Annotated in this window: 17 protein-coding genes; 7 read left to right on the top strand and 10 right to left on the bottom strand. The window is 68.0% G+C overall.

What is annotated here, in order from left to right; all coding sequences use genetic code 11:
* Positions 1-12: 12 nt before the first annotated feature.
* From ILT43_RS14580 to ILT43_RS14560, 5 genes are read right to left on the bottom strand one after another with little or no spacing between them, the layout of a single operon-like run.
* The gene (locus tag ILT43_RS14580; RefSeq protein ID WP_204199710.1) at positions 13-1,308 is read right to left on the bottom strand and encodes a CpaE/TadZ family protein; all 1,296 of its coding nucleotides are present in this window, start codon (positions 1,306-1,308) and stop codon (positions 13-15) included.
* A gap of 1 nt (position 1,309) precedes the next feature.
* Entirely contained in the window at positions 1,310-1,948 is a 639-nt protein-coding gene (locus ILT43_RS14575) for a CpaD family pilus assembly protein (RefSeq protein ID WP_204199709.1), read from the bottom strand.
* Between the two features lie 17 nt (positions 1,949-1,965).
* Positions 1,966-3,576, bottom strand: a complete 1,611-nt coding sequence (locus ILT43_RS14570; protein WP_204199708.1) for a type II and III secretion system protein family protein — start codon at positions 3,574-3,576, stop codon at positions 1,966-1,968.
* 1 nt (position 3,577) lies between these two features.
* A complete protein-coding gene (gene cpaB / locus ILT43_RS14565; protein WP_204199707.1) occupies positions 3,578-4,615 on the bottom strand; it encodes a Flp pilus assembly protein CpaB in 1,038 nt (345 codons plus the stop codon).
* A 53-nt stretch (positions 4,616-4,668) separates the two neighbouring features.
* Positions 4,669-5,142 carry an A24 family peptidase gene (locus ILT43_RS14560; protein ID WP_204199706.1) on the bottom strand — a complete coding sequence of 158 codons (474 nt, stop codon included), beginning with the start codon at positions 5,140-5,142 and terminating at the stop codon, positions 4,669-4,671.
* Positions 5,143-5,192: 50 nt separating this feature from the next.
* Between ILT43_RS14560 and ILT43_RS14555 the strand changes: the two genes are divergently transcribed.
* The 7 genes from ILT43_RS14555 (at position 5,193) to ILT43_RS14525 (ending at position 10,401) form a co-directional block, all read left to right on the top strand.
* Entirely contained in the window at positions 5,193-6,140 is a 948-nt protein-coding gene (locus tag ILT43_RS14555; RefSeq protein ID WP_204199705.1) for an alpha/beta fold hydrolase, read from the top strand.
* The gene (locus tag ILT43_RS14550) at positions 6,137-7,207 is read left to right on the top strand and encodes an NAD(P)/FAD-dependent oxidoreductase (RefSeq protein WP_204199704.1); all 1,071 of its coding nucleotides are present in this window, start codon (positions 6,137-6,139) and stop codon (positions 7,205-7,207) included. The genes ILT43_RS14555 and ILT43_RS14550 overlap by 4 nt, the downstream gene beginning before the upstream one ends.
* 17 nt (positions 7,208-7,224) lie before the next feature.
* Positions 7,225-7,398, top strand: a complete 174-nt coding sequence (locus tag ILT43_RS14545; protein WP_204199703.1) for a YegP family protein — start codon at positions 7,225-7,227, stop codon at positions 7,396-7,398.
* A gap of 101 nt (positions 7,399-7,499) precedes the next feature.
* Positions 7,500-8,960: a phospholipase D-like domain-containing protein gene (locus tag ILT43_RS14540; protein ID WP_204199702.1), complete on the top strand. Its 1,461-nt coding sequence runs from the start codon at positions 7,500-7,502 to the stop codon at positions 8,958-8,960.
* 86 nt (positions 8,961-9,046) lie between these two features.
* Positions 9,047-9,694, top strand: a complete 648-nt coding sequence (locus tag ILT43_RS14535) for a hypothetical protein (protein ID WP_204199701.1) — start codon at positions 9,047-9,049, stop codon at positions 9,692-9,694.
* Positions 9,695-9,882: 188 nt separating this feature from the next.
* Entirely contained in the window at positions 9,883-10,092 is a 210-nt protein-coding gene (locus tag ILT43_RS14530) for a cold-shock protein (protein WP_204199700.1), read from the top strand.
* 81 nt (positions 10,093-10,173) lie between these two features.
* Positions 10,174-10,401: a hypothetical protein gene (locus ILT43_RS14525; protein WP_204199699.1), complete on the top strand. Its 228-nt coding sequence runs from the start codon at positions 10,174-10,176 to the stop codon at positions 10,399-10,401.
* Positions 10,402-10,406: 5 nt separating this feature from the next.
* On the opposite strand, the gene ILT43_RS14520 is transcribed toward ILT43_RS14525, so the two are convergent.
* From ILT43_RS14520 to ILT43_RS14500, 5 genes are all read right to left on the bottom strand, one after another.
* A complete protein-coding gene (locus ILT43_RS14520) occupies positions 10,407-10,910 on the bottom strand; it encodes a hypothetical protein (RefSeq protein ID WP_204199698.1) in 504 nt (167 codons plus the stop codon).
* A gap of 33 nt (positions 10,911-10,943) precedes the next feature.
* A complete protein-coding gene (locus ILT43_RS14515) occupies positions 10,944-12,086 on the bottom strand; it encodes a glycoside hydrolase family 68 protein (RefSeq protein ID WP_204199697.1) in 1,143 nt (380 codons plus the stop codon).
* Between the two features lie 23 nt (positions 12,087-12,109).
* Entirely contained in the window at positions 12,110-12,250 is a 141-nt protein-coding gene (locus ILT43_RS14510; protein WP_204199696.1) for a hypothetical protein, read from the bottom strand.
* The gene (locus tag ILT43_RS14505; protein WP_204199695.1) at positions 12,247-13,587 is read right to left on the bottom strand and encodes an MFS transporter; all 1,341 of its coding nucleotides are present in this window, start codon (positions 13,585-13,587) and stop codon (positions 12,247-12,249) included. Before ILT43_RS14505 ends, ILT43_RS14510 begins: the two co-directional genes overlap by 4 nt.
* Positions 13,588-13,705: 118 nt before the next feature.
* On the bottom strand, positions 13,706-14,077 hold the full coding sequence (locus tag ILT43_RS14500) for a response regulator (protein ID WP_204199694.1): 372 nt from the start codon (positions 14,075-14,077) through the stop codon (positions 13,706-13,708).
* Positions 14,078-14,082 lie beyond the last annotated feature (5 nt).

The following is a 14,082-nucleotide window of genomic DNA, read 5'->3' as shown; positions in this document are numbered from 1 at the left end:
GCCGTTGCCGGCTTACTTCGCCTTCGCCCCGCGCTTGGTCATCAGGCCCTTGAGCCCGCCGAGCAGCGACGATCCGCCGGCCGGCTTGTCGCCCTTGCCCTTCTTGCCCTTGCCCGCATCCTTGACGTCATCGGGCACGATCGCGGTGATCGCGCGGACCAGATCGCCGATCGGCGTGACGGTCTTCGAATTCTTGCCGGCTTCGGCGACCGGCTTGCCCAGCTTGGCAGCCTGTGCGGCGAGCTTCATGTCGAGGGGCACGAGATAATCGATCTTGCGCTCGATCGAGGTTTCGAAGTCCTTGCGCGTGATCTCCGGCTGGCCGGTCCCCGCGACGCGGTTGGCGAGCACGGTGACCGAGGTGTTCGGGGCGTTGGTCTTGAACCACGAGAGCAGCCGGATCGTGTCGCGCGCCGCCGCCAGCGTCAGATCGGTGACGATGACGATCACCTGCATGTCGCTGACGAGGTGCGGATGCTGGACCAGCATGCCGCGCGGCAGGTCGACCACAGTGCATTCGAACGCCGAGCGCATCTCCTCCTGCAACTGGAAGAAGGCCGCGCCGTCCGTCATCAGCGGCTGGTTGATCGGCGCTTCGGCGGACAGCACCGCCAGCTTCTCCGACGCCTTCACCATGGCGCGCTCGATGAACAGCCCGTCGATCCGGCTGGGATTGTCGATCGCATCCGTCAGGCCGCGGCCCGGTTCCAGATCAAGGCTGAGCGCGCCGGTGCCGAAATGCACGTCGAGGTCGAGCAGCGCCGTGGTGCGCCCCTCCTTTTCCGCGAGCAGCCACGCGATCGAGGTCGCGACCATCGACGCGCCGACGCCGCCGCGGGCACCGACGATGCCGACCGAATAATGCGGCCGGTCGACCACCGCGTCGACGGGCTTGGGTGCGTTGAGCATCGCCTGGGCGTGGCTGAACGCGTCGCGCATCATGTCCGGATGCAGCGGCTTCAGCAGGTAATCCTGGATCCCGCTGGCGATCAGGTCGCGGTACAGCCGCACGTCGTTGACCTGACCCGCGGCGATGACGACCGTACCGGGCTCGCACACCTCGGCGAGCGCGTTGATGTCGTTGAGCGGATCGCCCGATTCGGCGAGATCGACGAACAGGATCTGCGGGCTGGCGGAGACCGACAGCGACTGGATCGCGTTGCGCAGCCCGCCCTTGTGGATTTTCTCCACCGACCAGCCCAGTTCGCTGACGATCGGCCGCAGCGAGTCGGCGGTCGTGTCGTCGCAGACATAGGCGAAGAAGGGATCGCGCGTGCCCACGCCGGTGGGCTTCCAGGGAGCGTTCATCTTACTTTCCTTCCGACTTCACCGTGGTGCCGCCGCCGCCCGTGGGCGCTGCCTTGCGATAGCTGTTGATCGCGCGCGAACTGGTCGTGGGATCGGTGTCGCCGGTACCCGCGCCGCGGATCAGATCCTCCGGCCGGGCGACCATCGCGGCCAGATTACGGTTCATGGCGCAGCCGTAATTGGGCGAGGTGGCGGCTTCGAACGTGGTGTCCAGCCGATGCTCCCAGTCGGGGCAGCCCGGAACCGTCGCCTTCATGCGGCTGACGACGACGCGCACCGTGCCGGGAGCGATCGGCGCGGCGGTGACCGGCATCTGGTCCGAGATCAGCATCCCGCGCGCAGCGAGCGTGCCCGACACCTGGCCGCGGACCATCGCCGACGAGCGGCCCTGATCGTCCAGCCCGACATGATCGCCGTAGCCGACCCGCAGGCCGTCGAGCCAGCCCGTCAGACGCTGCGATTCGCCACTGGCGAGACGGTCGCCTGCCAGCTGAAGGTCCAGCAGATAGTCGGACCGCTGCACGACGGGCTGATGGATCGATTCCATCCCCCGGCGCTGGGCATCGCTGCCCATGCACGCGCCCAACAGGAGGGCCGGAGCGAGGACGAGGGCGGACAGAAGAACAGGCTGCTTCATCATGGTTCCTTCGGCGCGCATCAGCGGGAGAAGCCGGGCATTACGGAGCTGCCCTTCTTCGACGACGCGGGGAGGGCGCGTTCGCGGTCTTCGCGAACCGGCCCTTGCGGGACCGGGACGGCGGGAACCGTTGCGGTGGCGCCGATCGCGGGTGCGGCGTCTGTCTGGGGTGCCATCGTCGGCACCGGACGCCGGTCGATCGGGGTACCCGGCAGATAGGGTGCGCTGAGCTGTCCGCCGAGAATGCGGCCGGCATCGGTCGGCGCGCGGTAGCCGTCGGTCGGCAGCGCGATGTCCGATGAGGAGTTCACCGGCTTCACCAGATACGGCGTGATGATGATGACCAGTTCGGTCTCGTTGCGCTGGAAGGCGTTAGACCGGAACAGCGAACCGAGAATCGGCAGGTCGCCGAGGAACGGCGTCTTTTCGATCGAGTTGTTGTGGCTGTTCTGGAGCAGTCCGCCGATCATCACGCTCTGTCCGGAACCGAGTTCCACCGTCGTTTCCGCGCGACGGCTGGTCAGCCCGGGAACGCGCGTGCCGTTCATCGTGATCGCGTTGGAATAGTCGAGTTGCGACACCTCCGGACGGACACGCAGCGAGATGCGCCCGTCCGACAACACGATCGGCGTGTAGGACAGGCTGACGCCGTATTGCTTGTACTCGACCGATATCGTGCCCAGCGCCTGCGCGATCGGGATGGGGACCTCGCCACCGGCCAGGAACGTACCCGTCTCCCCCGACAGCGCAGTCAGGTTCGGATTGGCCAGGGTGGTCACCTGACCGATCGTCTCGCCCAGATCGATGGCCGACAGGATGTCGGTGCCGAACAGGCGGCCCGCGATGCCCAGCGTGCTGCGCTGGGTGCCGACCGAATAGGTCGACGTCTTCCCACCCGTGGCCGCGTCGTAGGTGATCGTGCCGGCATTGCCGGAGTTCGACCCGAACAGGAAGCCGCTGCCGGCACGGTCGCTGGTGTTGAGGCGGACACCGACGTTCTTGATGAAGCTGCGGCTGACTTCCGCGAAGCGCACTTGCAGGTTCACCTGTAGCGGCGTCGCGGTCTTCAGGCGCGACAGCACTTTCGTGGAATCCCCGACGAACGCCTGCACCAGTCGTTCGGCTTCGGCGGCATCGTCCGGCGCAGCGACGGTGCCGGTCAGCAGCACCATGCCGTTCATCGGCGTGGCGGTGATCTGCGCCTCCGGCATCGCCAGCGACAGCATCTGTCCGACCGAATTCAGGTTCGTGCCGACCCGGACGGTCGCGGCATAGACGACGGCGCCGCTCTTCGACGTGGCGGAGATCGTCGTCTCGCCGGTCTTCTTGCCGAAGATGTAGAGCTGCGTCGGGGAGCGGACCTGAACGTCGGCGATCCCGTCGTCGGCGATGAACAAGTCGGTCATCGGCTGGGCGAGGCGGACCAACTGGCCGCGACCGGTGTTCACCGACACGATCGCGGCGGGCACCGATACAGGAGCAGCCGGCCGAACCACTGCCGGGCGGGCGTTCGGCTTGCCGCGCGCGGGAGCCGGTGCGCCGAGGGCGGCGGGGCCGGCAACGGCGATGGCGGCAGGGCCGGCGAGGGCGATGGCGAGCGCCCCCGTCAGAGTCATCGTGGAAACGCGCATCTCACTTACCCCCGACGGGCACGGCCGTCACGTTGCTGCCACGGGCGATCCGAACGACCGGCCCCTGGGCGACTGCGGGCGCGGAGCCCGGGAAATTGCCGGCCGGCGTGGCAGGGTTGGCGGCGCTCATCGACGATGCGCCCGCGCCCTGATCCGACTTGCCGGGGACGCTGCGCCGCTGGAACCGCGACACGTCGGCGCCGGTGGCGAAGCTGGAGTTGCCGGACACCGGCTGGGTCGCCAGCTGCATCATCATCGCCTTCTCGGCCTTGGGATCGCCGTTGGGCACCGTGACGGCCCCCGATGCGATCGCCTCTTCGAGTTCGGTGGAATTGTCCGCCAGGCTGCGCAGCGACAGCGATAGCGTACCCAGCGTCTGCGCCACCGCGATCTGCTCGGCGATCTTGGGCGTCGCTTCGACGGTGACGTTGCTGAACGTGCTGACCTTGGTCTTGCCGTCCTCGCCCACGACATTGTCGGTGCGCTGGTCGGTCGCCAGCACGCGCATGTTGCGGATGATCGTCTCCGACACCTTCAGCGGCGGGCCGTCGCCACCACCGGCGACGGTCTGCGTCAGCACGAGGTCGATGCGGTCGCCCGGGAAGACGAAGCCGGCGACGGCGGCCTGCGCCGAAACCGGCACGGTGACGGCGCGCATGCCGGGTCCGAGCGCGGCGGCGAGGAAGCCCCGGTCGCCCGGCTTCACGAGAGCGCCCTGCGTGACCGGCTGACCGGCGGTGATCGCGTTGCGGACGACGGTGCCCTGCAACGCCTTCAGGTCGCTTTGCGAGCGCAGGTAATAGGCGCCGTCGACCAGTTCCTTGGGCCAGGGCTGATACTTCAGCGCGGTCGCGTCGAGGATCGTGCCGACCGGCAGCGAGCGGGTGGCGACCAGCACCTCCGGTCCGTCGATCACGACGGCGGGCGCGGCCATCGCGACCGGCGCGGCGCTGCCCTGCATCATCGATCGGGCGAGGAATGCGGTCAGACCGGCGACGAACAGCGCGCCGACCAGCAGGATGAGTTTACGACTGTCCATGTTGCGTATCCCGCGCCTTTCGCGACTTAATCCGGTTCTTCAGGCGTTAAGCATCAGGCAAAATGGTTAAGGATGGGTTCCCTGAACGCCAGTATGCCTGCGGCGGCGATCGCGACGCCGTACGGCACCTCGATCGGCCGGTCGGAGCATGCGAATCGCCGATCAATCAGCATCGCCACGGTCACGCCGCCGCCGACCAGCGACATCACGACCAACATCCCCACCAGCTCGGGGAGAGGCAGCCACAGCGTCAGCGCCGAAATCAATTTCACGTCGCCGCCGCCCATCATGCCGAAGTGGAAGGCGGCCGCGAAGATCGCGAACAGTATCGCGGCGGCGGCGATCTGGACCGCCGCTCCCGGCCAGAAGGTCGCGGCGTTGGCCCACCACCAGAGTGGGGCGAGCGCGCACAACGCGACGCTTTTCCAGTCCGCGATCTCGCGCGTGCGAGCATCCTCGATCCCCGCCGACAACAGCAGGCCGCCGGCGACGAACGCCAGCCCGATCCGGACGAAATCCCATAGCATCACAGCATCCGTCCTAGACGGCAGGGCTTAGGAAACCGTAACCGGGGCCGGTGATCGTTAACCCGCCCCCGACCACCGCAACGTTGCAGGACTGGCCCACCGACTCGGTGCGAGGCGAGTGGCATGCGGCCGATGGCTGGGCGCACCGACGCTACGATCGCGACGGGCACGGACGCGGGCGGCTGCTGTTGCAGGCGGGGCGCGCCGACATGATCGAGAAATATCTGGAGACGCTGGAGCATTTCCACGATCGCGGCTGGGCGACGACGGCGTTCGACTGGCGCGGACAGGGTGGTTCGGGTCGGCTGGGCGAGGGCGATATCGGCCACCTCGACGATTTCGCGACATTGGTGGCCGACCTCGCCGCGTTCTGGCGCGACTGGACGGCGGAGGGTGAGGGGCCGCACGTGCTGGTGTGCCATTCGATGGGCGGGTTCGTGGCGCTGCAAGCGCTGGTGGAGGCCGCGATCGCGCCGGACGCGGTAGTGCTCGTCGCGCCGATGCTGGGGCTGCGCAACCCGCTGGGGGCGTGGATCGGCGGCGGAGTCGCGCGGCTGCTGGCGTCGCGGGGCGATGTGCGGCGGGCGGCGTGGCGGCACGGAACGACGCCGCGGGCGATCCGCGATCGTCAGCGTCGCCTGACGCACGACCTCACGCGGTTTCGGGACGAGCAGGCGTGGTTCGACCGTGATCCGGCGTTGCGACTCGGGCCGCCGAGCTGGGGCTGGATCGTGCAGGCGTTCGCCGCCACCGCCGCCCTGCGCAACGATCCGCGGTTGGGTGGGGTGACGACGCCGGTGCAGATGCTGGTCGCCGAAGCGGATCAACTGGTCGATGCACGGGCCGCGTTGCGCGTCGCGGCGACGCTGCCGAACGTCGAGGTGTTGCGGTTCGGAACCGAGTCGGCGCACGAGATCCTGCGCGAGGCCGACCCCGTGCGACTGCGTGCGCTGGCCGCGATCGACGGCTTCCTCGATGCGGAGGCGCCGCGCCGATGACGTACGACATCGCGATCGTCGGCGCGGGGATCGCCGGCGCGAGTCTGGCCGCGGAACTGGCCCCTCACGCCCGCGTGCTGCTGCTGGAGGCGGAGGACATGCCCGGTCGCCACGCCACCGGGCGATCGGCCGCGTTCTGGTCGGAAACCTATGGCGGGCCGCTGATCCAGCCGCTGACCACCGCCTCCGCCGAGGGGCTCGCGCCCTTCCTGCAACCGCTCGGATCGCTTCATATCGGGCGGGTCGAGAACGAGGGCGCGGTGGATGCGTTCCTGGAGGAGTTTGCGGACAGCGATGTCGAACTGCACCGCGTCGACCCGGCGAGCCTGATCCCCGGCCTGCGCGCCGACTGGACGCTGGGCGTGATGGAACCGAGCTGTGCGTATATCGACGTAGCCGGGGTCCATGCCGACTGTCTGTCGCGGGCGCGGCGCGGGGGCGCGACGCTGGTGGTCGATGCCGGGCTGGATGTTGCGACGCGGGCCGATGGCCGCTGGACGATCGACACCCGAGCCGGGACGTTCGCCGCGACCATGCTGGTCAACGCCGCGGGTGCGTGGGCGGATGTCGTCGCGGAGCGGTCCGGGGCGCGCCCGCTTGGTATCCGGGCCTATCGCCGGACCGTCGCGCAGCTGCGAACCTCGCCACCACCTCCGGCGGGCCTGCCGCATATCGCGGACATCGCCGGGCGCTTCTACTTCAAGCCGGAGGCGGGCGGGCGGCTGTGGCTGTCGCCGCACGACGAGACGCCGACCGACCCCTGCGACGCCGCGCCGGAAGAGTATGACGTGGCGCTGGCGATCGACCGGTTCCAGGGTGCGGTCGACTGGCACGTCGACGCGGTCGAGCGGCGCTGGGCGGGGCTGCGCAGCTTCGCGCCCGACCGGCTGCCGGTCTATGGCTTTGCCGAACCGGGCTTTTTCTGGTGTGCGGGACAGGGCGGCTTCGGTATCCAGACCGCGCCCGCGGCGGCGGCACTGGCGGCGGCGTTGCTGCTGGGGCATGATCCCGCGGTGCCGGGCGTCGATCCGGCGCGCTATGCCCCCGCCCGCTTCGCCGCGGGCTGACGTCAGGAGACGATGCCGTGGCCCACAAGTTCACGATCGAGCAGAACAAGGCCGGCGAGTATATCGCGCGCTTCAAGCACAACAGCGAAGTCATCTTCTGGACGGAGGGCTATTCGAGCAAGGCCGCCGCGCGCAATGCGATCGCCTCCATCCTGAAGAACGGCCCCGAGGCGCCGGTGGAAGAAATCTGACGAAGCCCGAACGGCCCGGTCGCGGGAGCCGGAGACAGTAGGCACCGCCATGCGTAGAGCGGCGGCGCGCGTGACGCGTGTATGCGGGGGAATGAACGGGAATGCGGACCGGCGACGAGTTCTGGCGGGTCGAGCACGCCGACAAGATGGCGGTCATCATCGACGCCGATGAATATTTCCGGGTTGCGCGGCGTGCGATGCTCTCTGCGAAGCGGCGGATCCTGCTGATCGGCTGGGACTTCGATGCGCGCATCGTGCTCGACAACACCGTCTCGCAACCGCGCCCGCTGGGCCGGTTCGTCCACGATCTGGTCGAGGCGAACCCCGCGCTGGAGGTGTTCGTGCTGCGCTGGGATACCGGTGCGATCAAATCCCTGTTCCGGGGATCGACGTTCTTCACGGTGCTGCGTTGGATGCGGCACCCGCGCATCCATACCAAGCTGGACGGGCACCACCCGACTGCGGCGTCGCATCACCAGAAGATCGTCATCATCGACGACTGCCTCGCCTTTTGCGGGGGCATCGACATGACCGCGGAACGTTGGGACACGCGCGAGCATCTCGACGACCAGCCGCTGCGGCATCGCCCCGGCGGCCAGCCTTACAAGCCTTGGCACGACGCGATCAGTGCGGTGCAGGGGCCGATCGCGGGAGCACTTGGCGTGCTGTTCCGCGAGCGGTGGCGGGCGGCGGGCGGCGACATGGCGCTGTTGCCCGAGCCCGAGCCGTCCGGGCCATGCTGGCCGGACGGGCTGCCGATCGATTTCGAGAACATCGAGGTCGGCATCGCGCGCACCTTCCCCGAGATGGACGACCAGCAGCCGGTGTACGAAAGCGAGGCGCTGTTCCTGTCGCAGATCGCGGCCGCCCGCCACACGCTGTATATCGAGAGCCAGTATTTCGCGTCGCGCAAGATCGCCGAGGCGATCGCACGGCGGCTGGACGAAGCGGAGCCGCCGGAAATCGTCATCATCAACCCGGTGACGGCGCAGGGCTGGCTGGAGCCGCTGGCGATGGATACGGCGCGGGCGCGGCTGATGGAGGCGCTGCGGCGGCGCGACCGGCATGGACGGCTGCGCATGTATCACCCCCACACCGCGGGCGGCACGCCGATCTATTGCCACGCGAAGATCCTGATCGCCGACGGAGAAGTGCTGCGGCTGGGGTCGTCGAACATCAACAACCGCTCGTTGCGGCTGGACACGGAGTGCGACCTGTCGATCGCGCCGACCGACGAGGGGCAGCATGCGTGCATCGTCGCGATCCGGGACGGACTGCTGGCCGAGCATCTCGGCCTGCCGGTCGACCAGGTCGCGGCGGCCGTCGCGGAGCACGGATCGCTGATCGCGACGATCGAGGCTTTGCGGGTGCGGGAAGGGCAGGGGCGCAAGACGCTGGTCCCGTACGAGGTGCCCGACCTGACCGCCGTCGAGACGTGGCTGGCCGATAACGAGGTGCTCGATCCGGAAGGACCTGACGAGATGTTCGAGGTGTTTTCGAAGCGGGGGCTGTTCCGACGCTGGCGGGAACGGCGATCGGCCAGGCGGCTGTCGCGGGCGTGACCCTGTGGTTCGGTGGCAGTCGTGATTCGCGACTTAGGGACGGTCTCGCCGGATATCCCGCGTGGTCGCCGCCCCATCGTGGAACGGTGCTGAAGCTTGGCGACGGGGATGCGCCGCTGCTGACCCCGTCCGAGGCGCGGGATAACCTGCAGGCGTATCGCGACGCCGTGCCGGTGCGAATCGACATCCTGCGTCTGGTGCTGCGTGATCTGGGGCTGGTGCTGGATGAGGCTTATACCGACGCGGCAGGCTTCGTTGGGCGGCTGCATCCCGTGATGCTGGCGGAACTGCCCGCGCTCTATCGACCGGAACTGGCGCGTCGGGAGGCATGGGAGATGTCGGACCGCGCGGGTGATGCGATCGTGTTGTCCTTTATGGGCGATCTGGCGATGCTGACCGGCGATGTGCTGATCCGCGCCGCGCCGGGCGCGTTCTGGGGTATGGACCTCGACCCCCGCGACCGAACGAAGTTCGCACGCGCGCGACCGTGCCTGCTGGGGCTGGTCGACCGGCATTTCCCGGATGCCGAGCCGGACGTGTTCCATCTGGAGGCGGAGTGGTTCGGCTACTACGCCAATATGGATGATCCGGCGCGGCTTGCTCCGGCCGAGCCTTTGCCGGGGCGCTGGACCGACGTCATCGGCGGGATACTCCCGGAGCGGCTGGAGCGGTACCGGGCGGCGCCGGACATCGCGCAGCGGCGCGCGCGGGGATGGATGCGCGAGGCTGCGTAGAGGCGCATGCCTGCCCTTACCGGGGCGTCACCTTGCGATTGCGGCGTACGAGGCGCATATAGGAGTCGCTATAGTCGCATATCGACGGTCTTCGGCGCTTTGCGGCACCCTCTTCCTTCTTTCCCTGCTGCCCTGGCGCCGGCGTTCCCACACGGGGAGCGACGGACACGAAAGAAGGAATGCCTTTCATGACTACCGGAACCGTCAAGTTCTTCAACGCCGACAAGGGGTATGGCTTCATCACCCCCGATGAGGGCGGCAAGGACGCGTTCGTGCACATCAGTGCCGTGGAGCGCGCCGGCATGGTGACGCTGCGCGACAACCAGCGCGTCCACTTCGAAATGGAAGAGGATCGCCGCGGCAAGATGGCGGCAGTGAACCTGCAGCCGGCGGACTGAGTCCGCTCGGGCGACGGCGCGCTACGGCGTTTCGTCGTCCGATCTTCCCAGACGATCCTGCCCGATGGCGGAAGGAATATCATGTCCGACGATGCAGCCTTCTATCGCAACCGCGCGACCGTAGAGCGCTCCAACTCGGAGGCCGCGACGCTCCAGAACGTCAAGGACCGCTGCGACCGTGCGGCGAGCACGTGGGAACAGATGGCGGTCCGCGCCGAGCGTACGCAGATCATGCGCGCCCAGCGTGAGGGTTCCAAGACCTCCGCGGAGCCGGTGTCCGAAATGGCCGAGGAATCGGCAGAGGCCTGACGCAATCAGCGGGGGCGTAACGCCAGCGCCGTCGCGTGGAGATCGCGGGCGGTGTCGCTGTAGAGGCGGCAGATCGCCGTCATCTCCGCCGACGACAGCGGTAGGATCGCCTTCGGCATCCGGCCCGCGCCTGTGGCATCGCGGCCCCCGGCATGTTTCAAGAATTCGCGCGAGCGGCCGATCGCCGAGAGTCGTGCGTGGCCGGTACGGCGATGCACCGCAGCGCCGGTGACACGGTGCAGCGCCGACAGTTTATTGGCGGTGTTCCGCTGCTTGGGCCTAACCGGCGCGCCGATCCAGTCGGCGACCTCATCCACCAGCACGTTCAGGAAGCGATCGAGCTCGCCGAGCGCGTTGCCGATGAAGGGCGCGTGGACGCCTGCGTCGCACCGTGGCGCGACGTGACGGTCGAGATAGGCAGCGCCGCGCATCAATGTCTCATGCGCCCGGTCCAGCGATGCCGCGCGCCGGACGCCGTCATTCGGGAGGGTGAGGGGCGATGCGATCATCGCGCCGCCTAACATGGCTCAAACCACAACAGCCTATGAAATCGATGGATCGGGCGAGATGGCCACTTGGTCGCCGTCGATGGTGAGACGGAACCAGGGTGCGGCCGTGCCGCCGAAATGGGCGCGGCGAGTCTCCGGCGTGTCGGGCGATCGGCCCTCCAGACCCGGGAAATCGACGAAGCTGATGACGTCGCCTTCGCCCGTCACCCACCAGCAATAGGCCTGAAAGGGCTCCTCAGCCGGGTTCGCCGCGACGAGTCCGGTGCCGTTGACCGGTCGCCAGGGCCCCGCGATCCGATCTGCGACCATCGCGTAGAGGCCGGTCACGCCTTCGGTGGCGGCGGGGGAGAAGCGTTTCGCCTGTGTCGACCAGAACAAATAGTAGCGGCCGTCGGCCACGACGATGTGCGGGCGTTCCATCTCGCTGTTGGTACCGACCGCCTCGATCAGAGGTGGCGTGAGCACCCAGCGATCGCCCTCCCGCCGGGCTGCGCCGATCACACCGTCGAATATGGCGTCCAACCATCCGGCGGAGCCGACGAAGAGCATATACTCCGCACCGTCCGCGGGATCGCGGAAGTAGCCGGGGTCGCGGAATCCCTTGATCCGGTCGTTCACAGGCTCCGTCTGGTCGGCAGGGGCGTAGGTGGCGCGATCGTTGGCGACGGATTCGACGGGTGTAGACCAGCCTTCGGTTCGCGCCGCCGCGGCGACGAACCGGCCGGTGCTTTCGAACAGGCGCTGCTCGAAGCTGCGAGATACGCCACGGCGGCCAGCGGCGGTGAAGTATATCGTCAGCGTCTCGCCGTCGCCGCCGAGCACCGCCGAGCCGGACCATTCGCGACTGCCGGGCGTGAACCCCTCTGCGAAGGTGTCGCCATGGTCGCGCCATCCGTCCGCGCCATAACTGGTCAGGCGGATGCGCGCGGCGTCGTGGCGCAGGTCGGGATCGGGAAAGCGCGGGGTGGCGAGGAAGAACCAGAAACTGCGCCCCTCAGCGAACACGGTGCGTCCGTCGGGGTCGGCGATCGGCCACATATCCCAGACATCGTGACCGGCGACGACCGGCGCGAGGTCGGCGGCGCGGATCACGGGCAGGGCGGCGCCGCGCTGATCGCGGATGCCGGCGACATCGGCGGTGGACCAGTGGGTGGGAATCCAGAGGGGGTCGGGCATGGGGGTCCTGTGCGGGCCTTTCGTCACGCGGCGGTGACGTGGAAGACGGCGACGCTTTCCGCCTTCATCGCGGGCAACGGCAGTCCCCACCGGCGCCATGCCGACGGTTCGCCGTCGCGCGGCTCCAGCACGATGCTGGACGACGGGCCGTGCAGGGCGATCACGCCTGCGTCGCTCCCACCGGCAGGCCCCCGGTGTTGCGCTCGCGAACCGACCAGACGGCGACCGCGGCCGCCATCATCAACAGCCCGCACAGCGTCAGCACGTGACGCGGATCGCCGTTCATCATCGGCTGGTAGTAGAAGGGCAACGTCGCCGCGAGCAGCAGCATCGGGATGACGATCATCATGTTGAAGATGCCCATGTACACCCCCGTGCGGTGCGGCGGGATCGACCCTGCGAGGATGACGTACGGATTGCCCATGATGCTCGCCCAGCCGATGCCGACGCCGATCGCGGGGAGGAACAGCATCCACTTCTCGGTGATATGCGGCAGCCACAGCATACCCGCGCCGGCGAGCACGAGGCAGGCGGCATGCAGTCCGGCCGCGCCGAAACGCTTCGCCAGCGGCACCATCGCGAACGCGGCGACGAAGGCCACCGCGTTGTAGAACGCCGCCATTTCTCCATTGGTCAGCACCGCGGAATGGAAGCCGGTCGAGGTGGGCGCATCGGTGCCGTAGACGGACCGTCCGATCGCGTAGATCACATAGGCCCAATAGGCTGCCATCGCGTACCACTGGAACAGGCTCATCACCGCAAGCTTGCGCATCGCCATGGGCATGTCGCGGATCGCGCTGACGATTTCCGTGAGGGTCGCGACGACGCCTTTCGGCTCGGCGGCGATGCGGGCGCGCTCGGCCAGCGATAGCGGCAGTTCCGGTACCCGGCGGATCGACCACAGGATCGTCGTGAAGCTCAGCACCGCGCCGACCATGAACGCGATGCGTGCAGTATACGGGATGTTGTGCGCGTCCACCCAGTCCTGGTTCATGCCCGCCCAGACGAGCAGCGACGGAATGAGGAAGGCGAGCATCTGCGCAAGGCCGGTGAACGCCGACTGCGTCAGGAACCCGACCTGATGCTGGTTCGCGTTCAGGCGATCCGACACATAGGCGCGGTACGGCTCCATGGTGATGTTGTTGCCGGCATCGAGGATCCACAGCATCGACACCGCCATGAGCAGCGACGAGGACAGCGGCATGAAGAATAGCCCGATCGCGCACAGCACCGCGCCGCACAGGAAATACGGCGTTCGCCGACCCCAGCGCGAGTCGGTCCGGTCGCTCATCGCGCCGATCAGCGGCTGCACCAGCAGGCCGGTGATCGGCCCCGCGAGGTTGAGGATCGGCAGCGCCGCCTCCGACGCGCCGAGATAGCTGTAGATCGGCGCCATGTTGCCCAGTTGCAGGCCGAAACTGAACTGAAGCCCCAGAAATCCGAGGTTCATTTCCAGTATGCGCGGCAGCGACAGATGCGGCTTGGAGTCAGGAAAGCGCATGGGCGAAGGGATCCCCTCGGGCCGACAGACTCGTCTGCCGCGGGTTGTCCGGGAATTCTAGCGGCTGGAGCAAGGAGTGCAACAATCGATTGTGGAGCTGCTCGGGAGGTGCGCTAGGTCAGCCGGCCATGTCCCTGATCGTGGCGATGACGCGGTCCTGCCGATAGGGTTTGCTGAAGAACACGGCATCCTCGGGCAAGCGGATGCCGATCGGCCACGGCTTGCCGGACGTGATGACGATCGCGATCTTTGGCCATTGCCGACGGATGCTCGTCGCCAGCGCGATGCCGTCCGCGCCACCGGGCATGTCGACATCGGTGAAGACGACGCGAATGCCGGCACAGGTTTCCATCATCGTCAGCGCCTCGGCGGTGTTGCGGGCGTCCAGCACCTCGAACCCCGCCTCCTCGATCATGTCCATCGCGAACAGGCGCAACAACGGCTCGTCCTCGACCACCAGGACGATGGGTCTGGCTTCCACACCCGTCACGCGGG

This window comes from Sphingomonas longa (assembly GCF_016892685.1).
GTDB lineage: Bacteria > Pseudomonadota > Alphaproteobacteria > Sphingomonadales > Sphingomonadaceae > Sphingomonas > Sphingomonas longa.
Note: the sequence above shows the minus strand (reverse complement) of the source record. Positions and strands in the feature narration are given on the sequence as shown.

What these genes read in the sequence shown, in the direction of transcription:
- ILT43_RS14580 (WP_204199710.1), bottom strand. Translation starts at nt 1,308, where the DNA reads ATGAACGCTCCCTGGAAGCCCACCGGCGTGGGCACGCGCGATCCCTTC.
- ILT43_RS14575 (WP_204199709.1), bottom strand. Translation starts at nt 1,948, where the DNA reads ATGATGAAGCAGCCTGTTCTTCTGTCCGCCCTCGTCCTCGCTCCGGCC.
- ILT43_RS14570 (WP_204199708.1), bottom strand. Translation starts at nt 3,576, where the DNA reads ATGCGCGTTTCCACGATGACTCTGACGGGGGCGCTCGCCATCGCCCTC.
- cpaB (WP_204199707.1), bottom strand. Translation starts at nt 4,615, where the DNA reads ATGGACAGTCGTAAACTCATCCTGCTGGTCGGCGCGCTGTTCGTCGCC.
- ILT43_RS14560 (WP_204199706.1), bottom strand. Translation starts at nt 5,142, where the DNA reads ATGCTATGGGATTTCGTCCGGATCGGGCTGGCGTTCGTCGCCGGCGGC.
- ILT43_RS14550 (WP_204199704.1), top strand. Translation starts at nt 6,137, where the DNA reads ATGACGTACGACATCGCGATCGTCGGCGCGGGGATCGCCGGCGCGAGT.
- ILT43_RS14540 (WP_204199702.1), top strand. Translation starts at nt 7,500, where the DNA reads ATGCGGACCGGCGACGAGTTCTGGCGGGTCGAGCACGCCGACAAGATG.
- ILT43_RS14530 (WP_204199700.1), top strand. Translation starts at nt 9,883, where the DNA reads ATGACTACCGGAACCGTCAAGTTCTTCAACGCCGACAAGGGGTATGGC.
- ILT43_RS14525 (WP_204199699.1), top strand. Translation starts at nt 10,174, where the DNA reads ATGTCCGACGATGCAGCCTTCTATCGCAACCGCGCGACCGTAGAGCGC.
- ILT43_RS14520 (WP_204199698.1), bottom strand. Translation starts at nt 10,910, where the DNA reads ATGATCGCATCGCCCCTCACCCTCCCGAATGACGGCGTCCGGCGCGCG.
- ILT43_RS14515 (WP_204199697.1), bottom strand. Translation starts at nt 12,086, where the DNA reads ATGCCCGACCCCCTCTGGATTCCCACCCACTGGTCCACCGCCGATGTC.
- ILT43_RS14505 (WP_204199695.1), bottom strand. Translation starts at nt 13,587, where the DNA reads ATGCGCTTTCCTGACTCCAAGCCGCATCTGTCGCTGCCGCGCATACTG.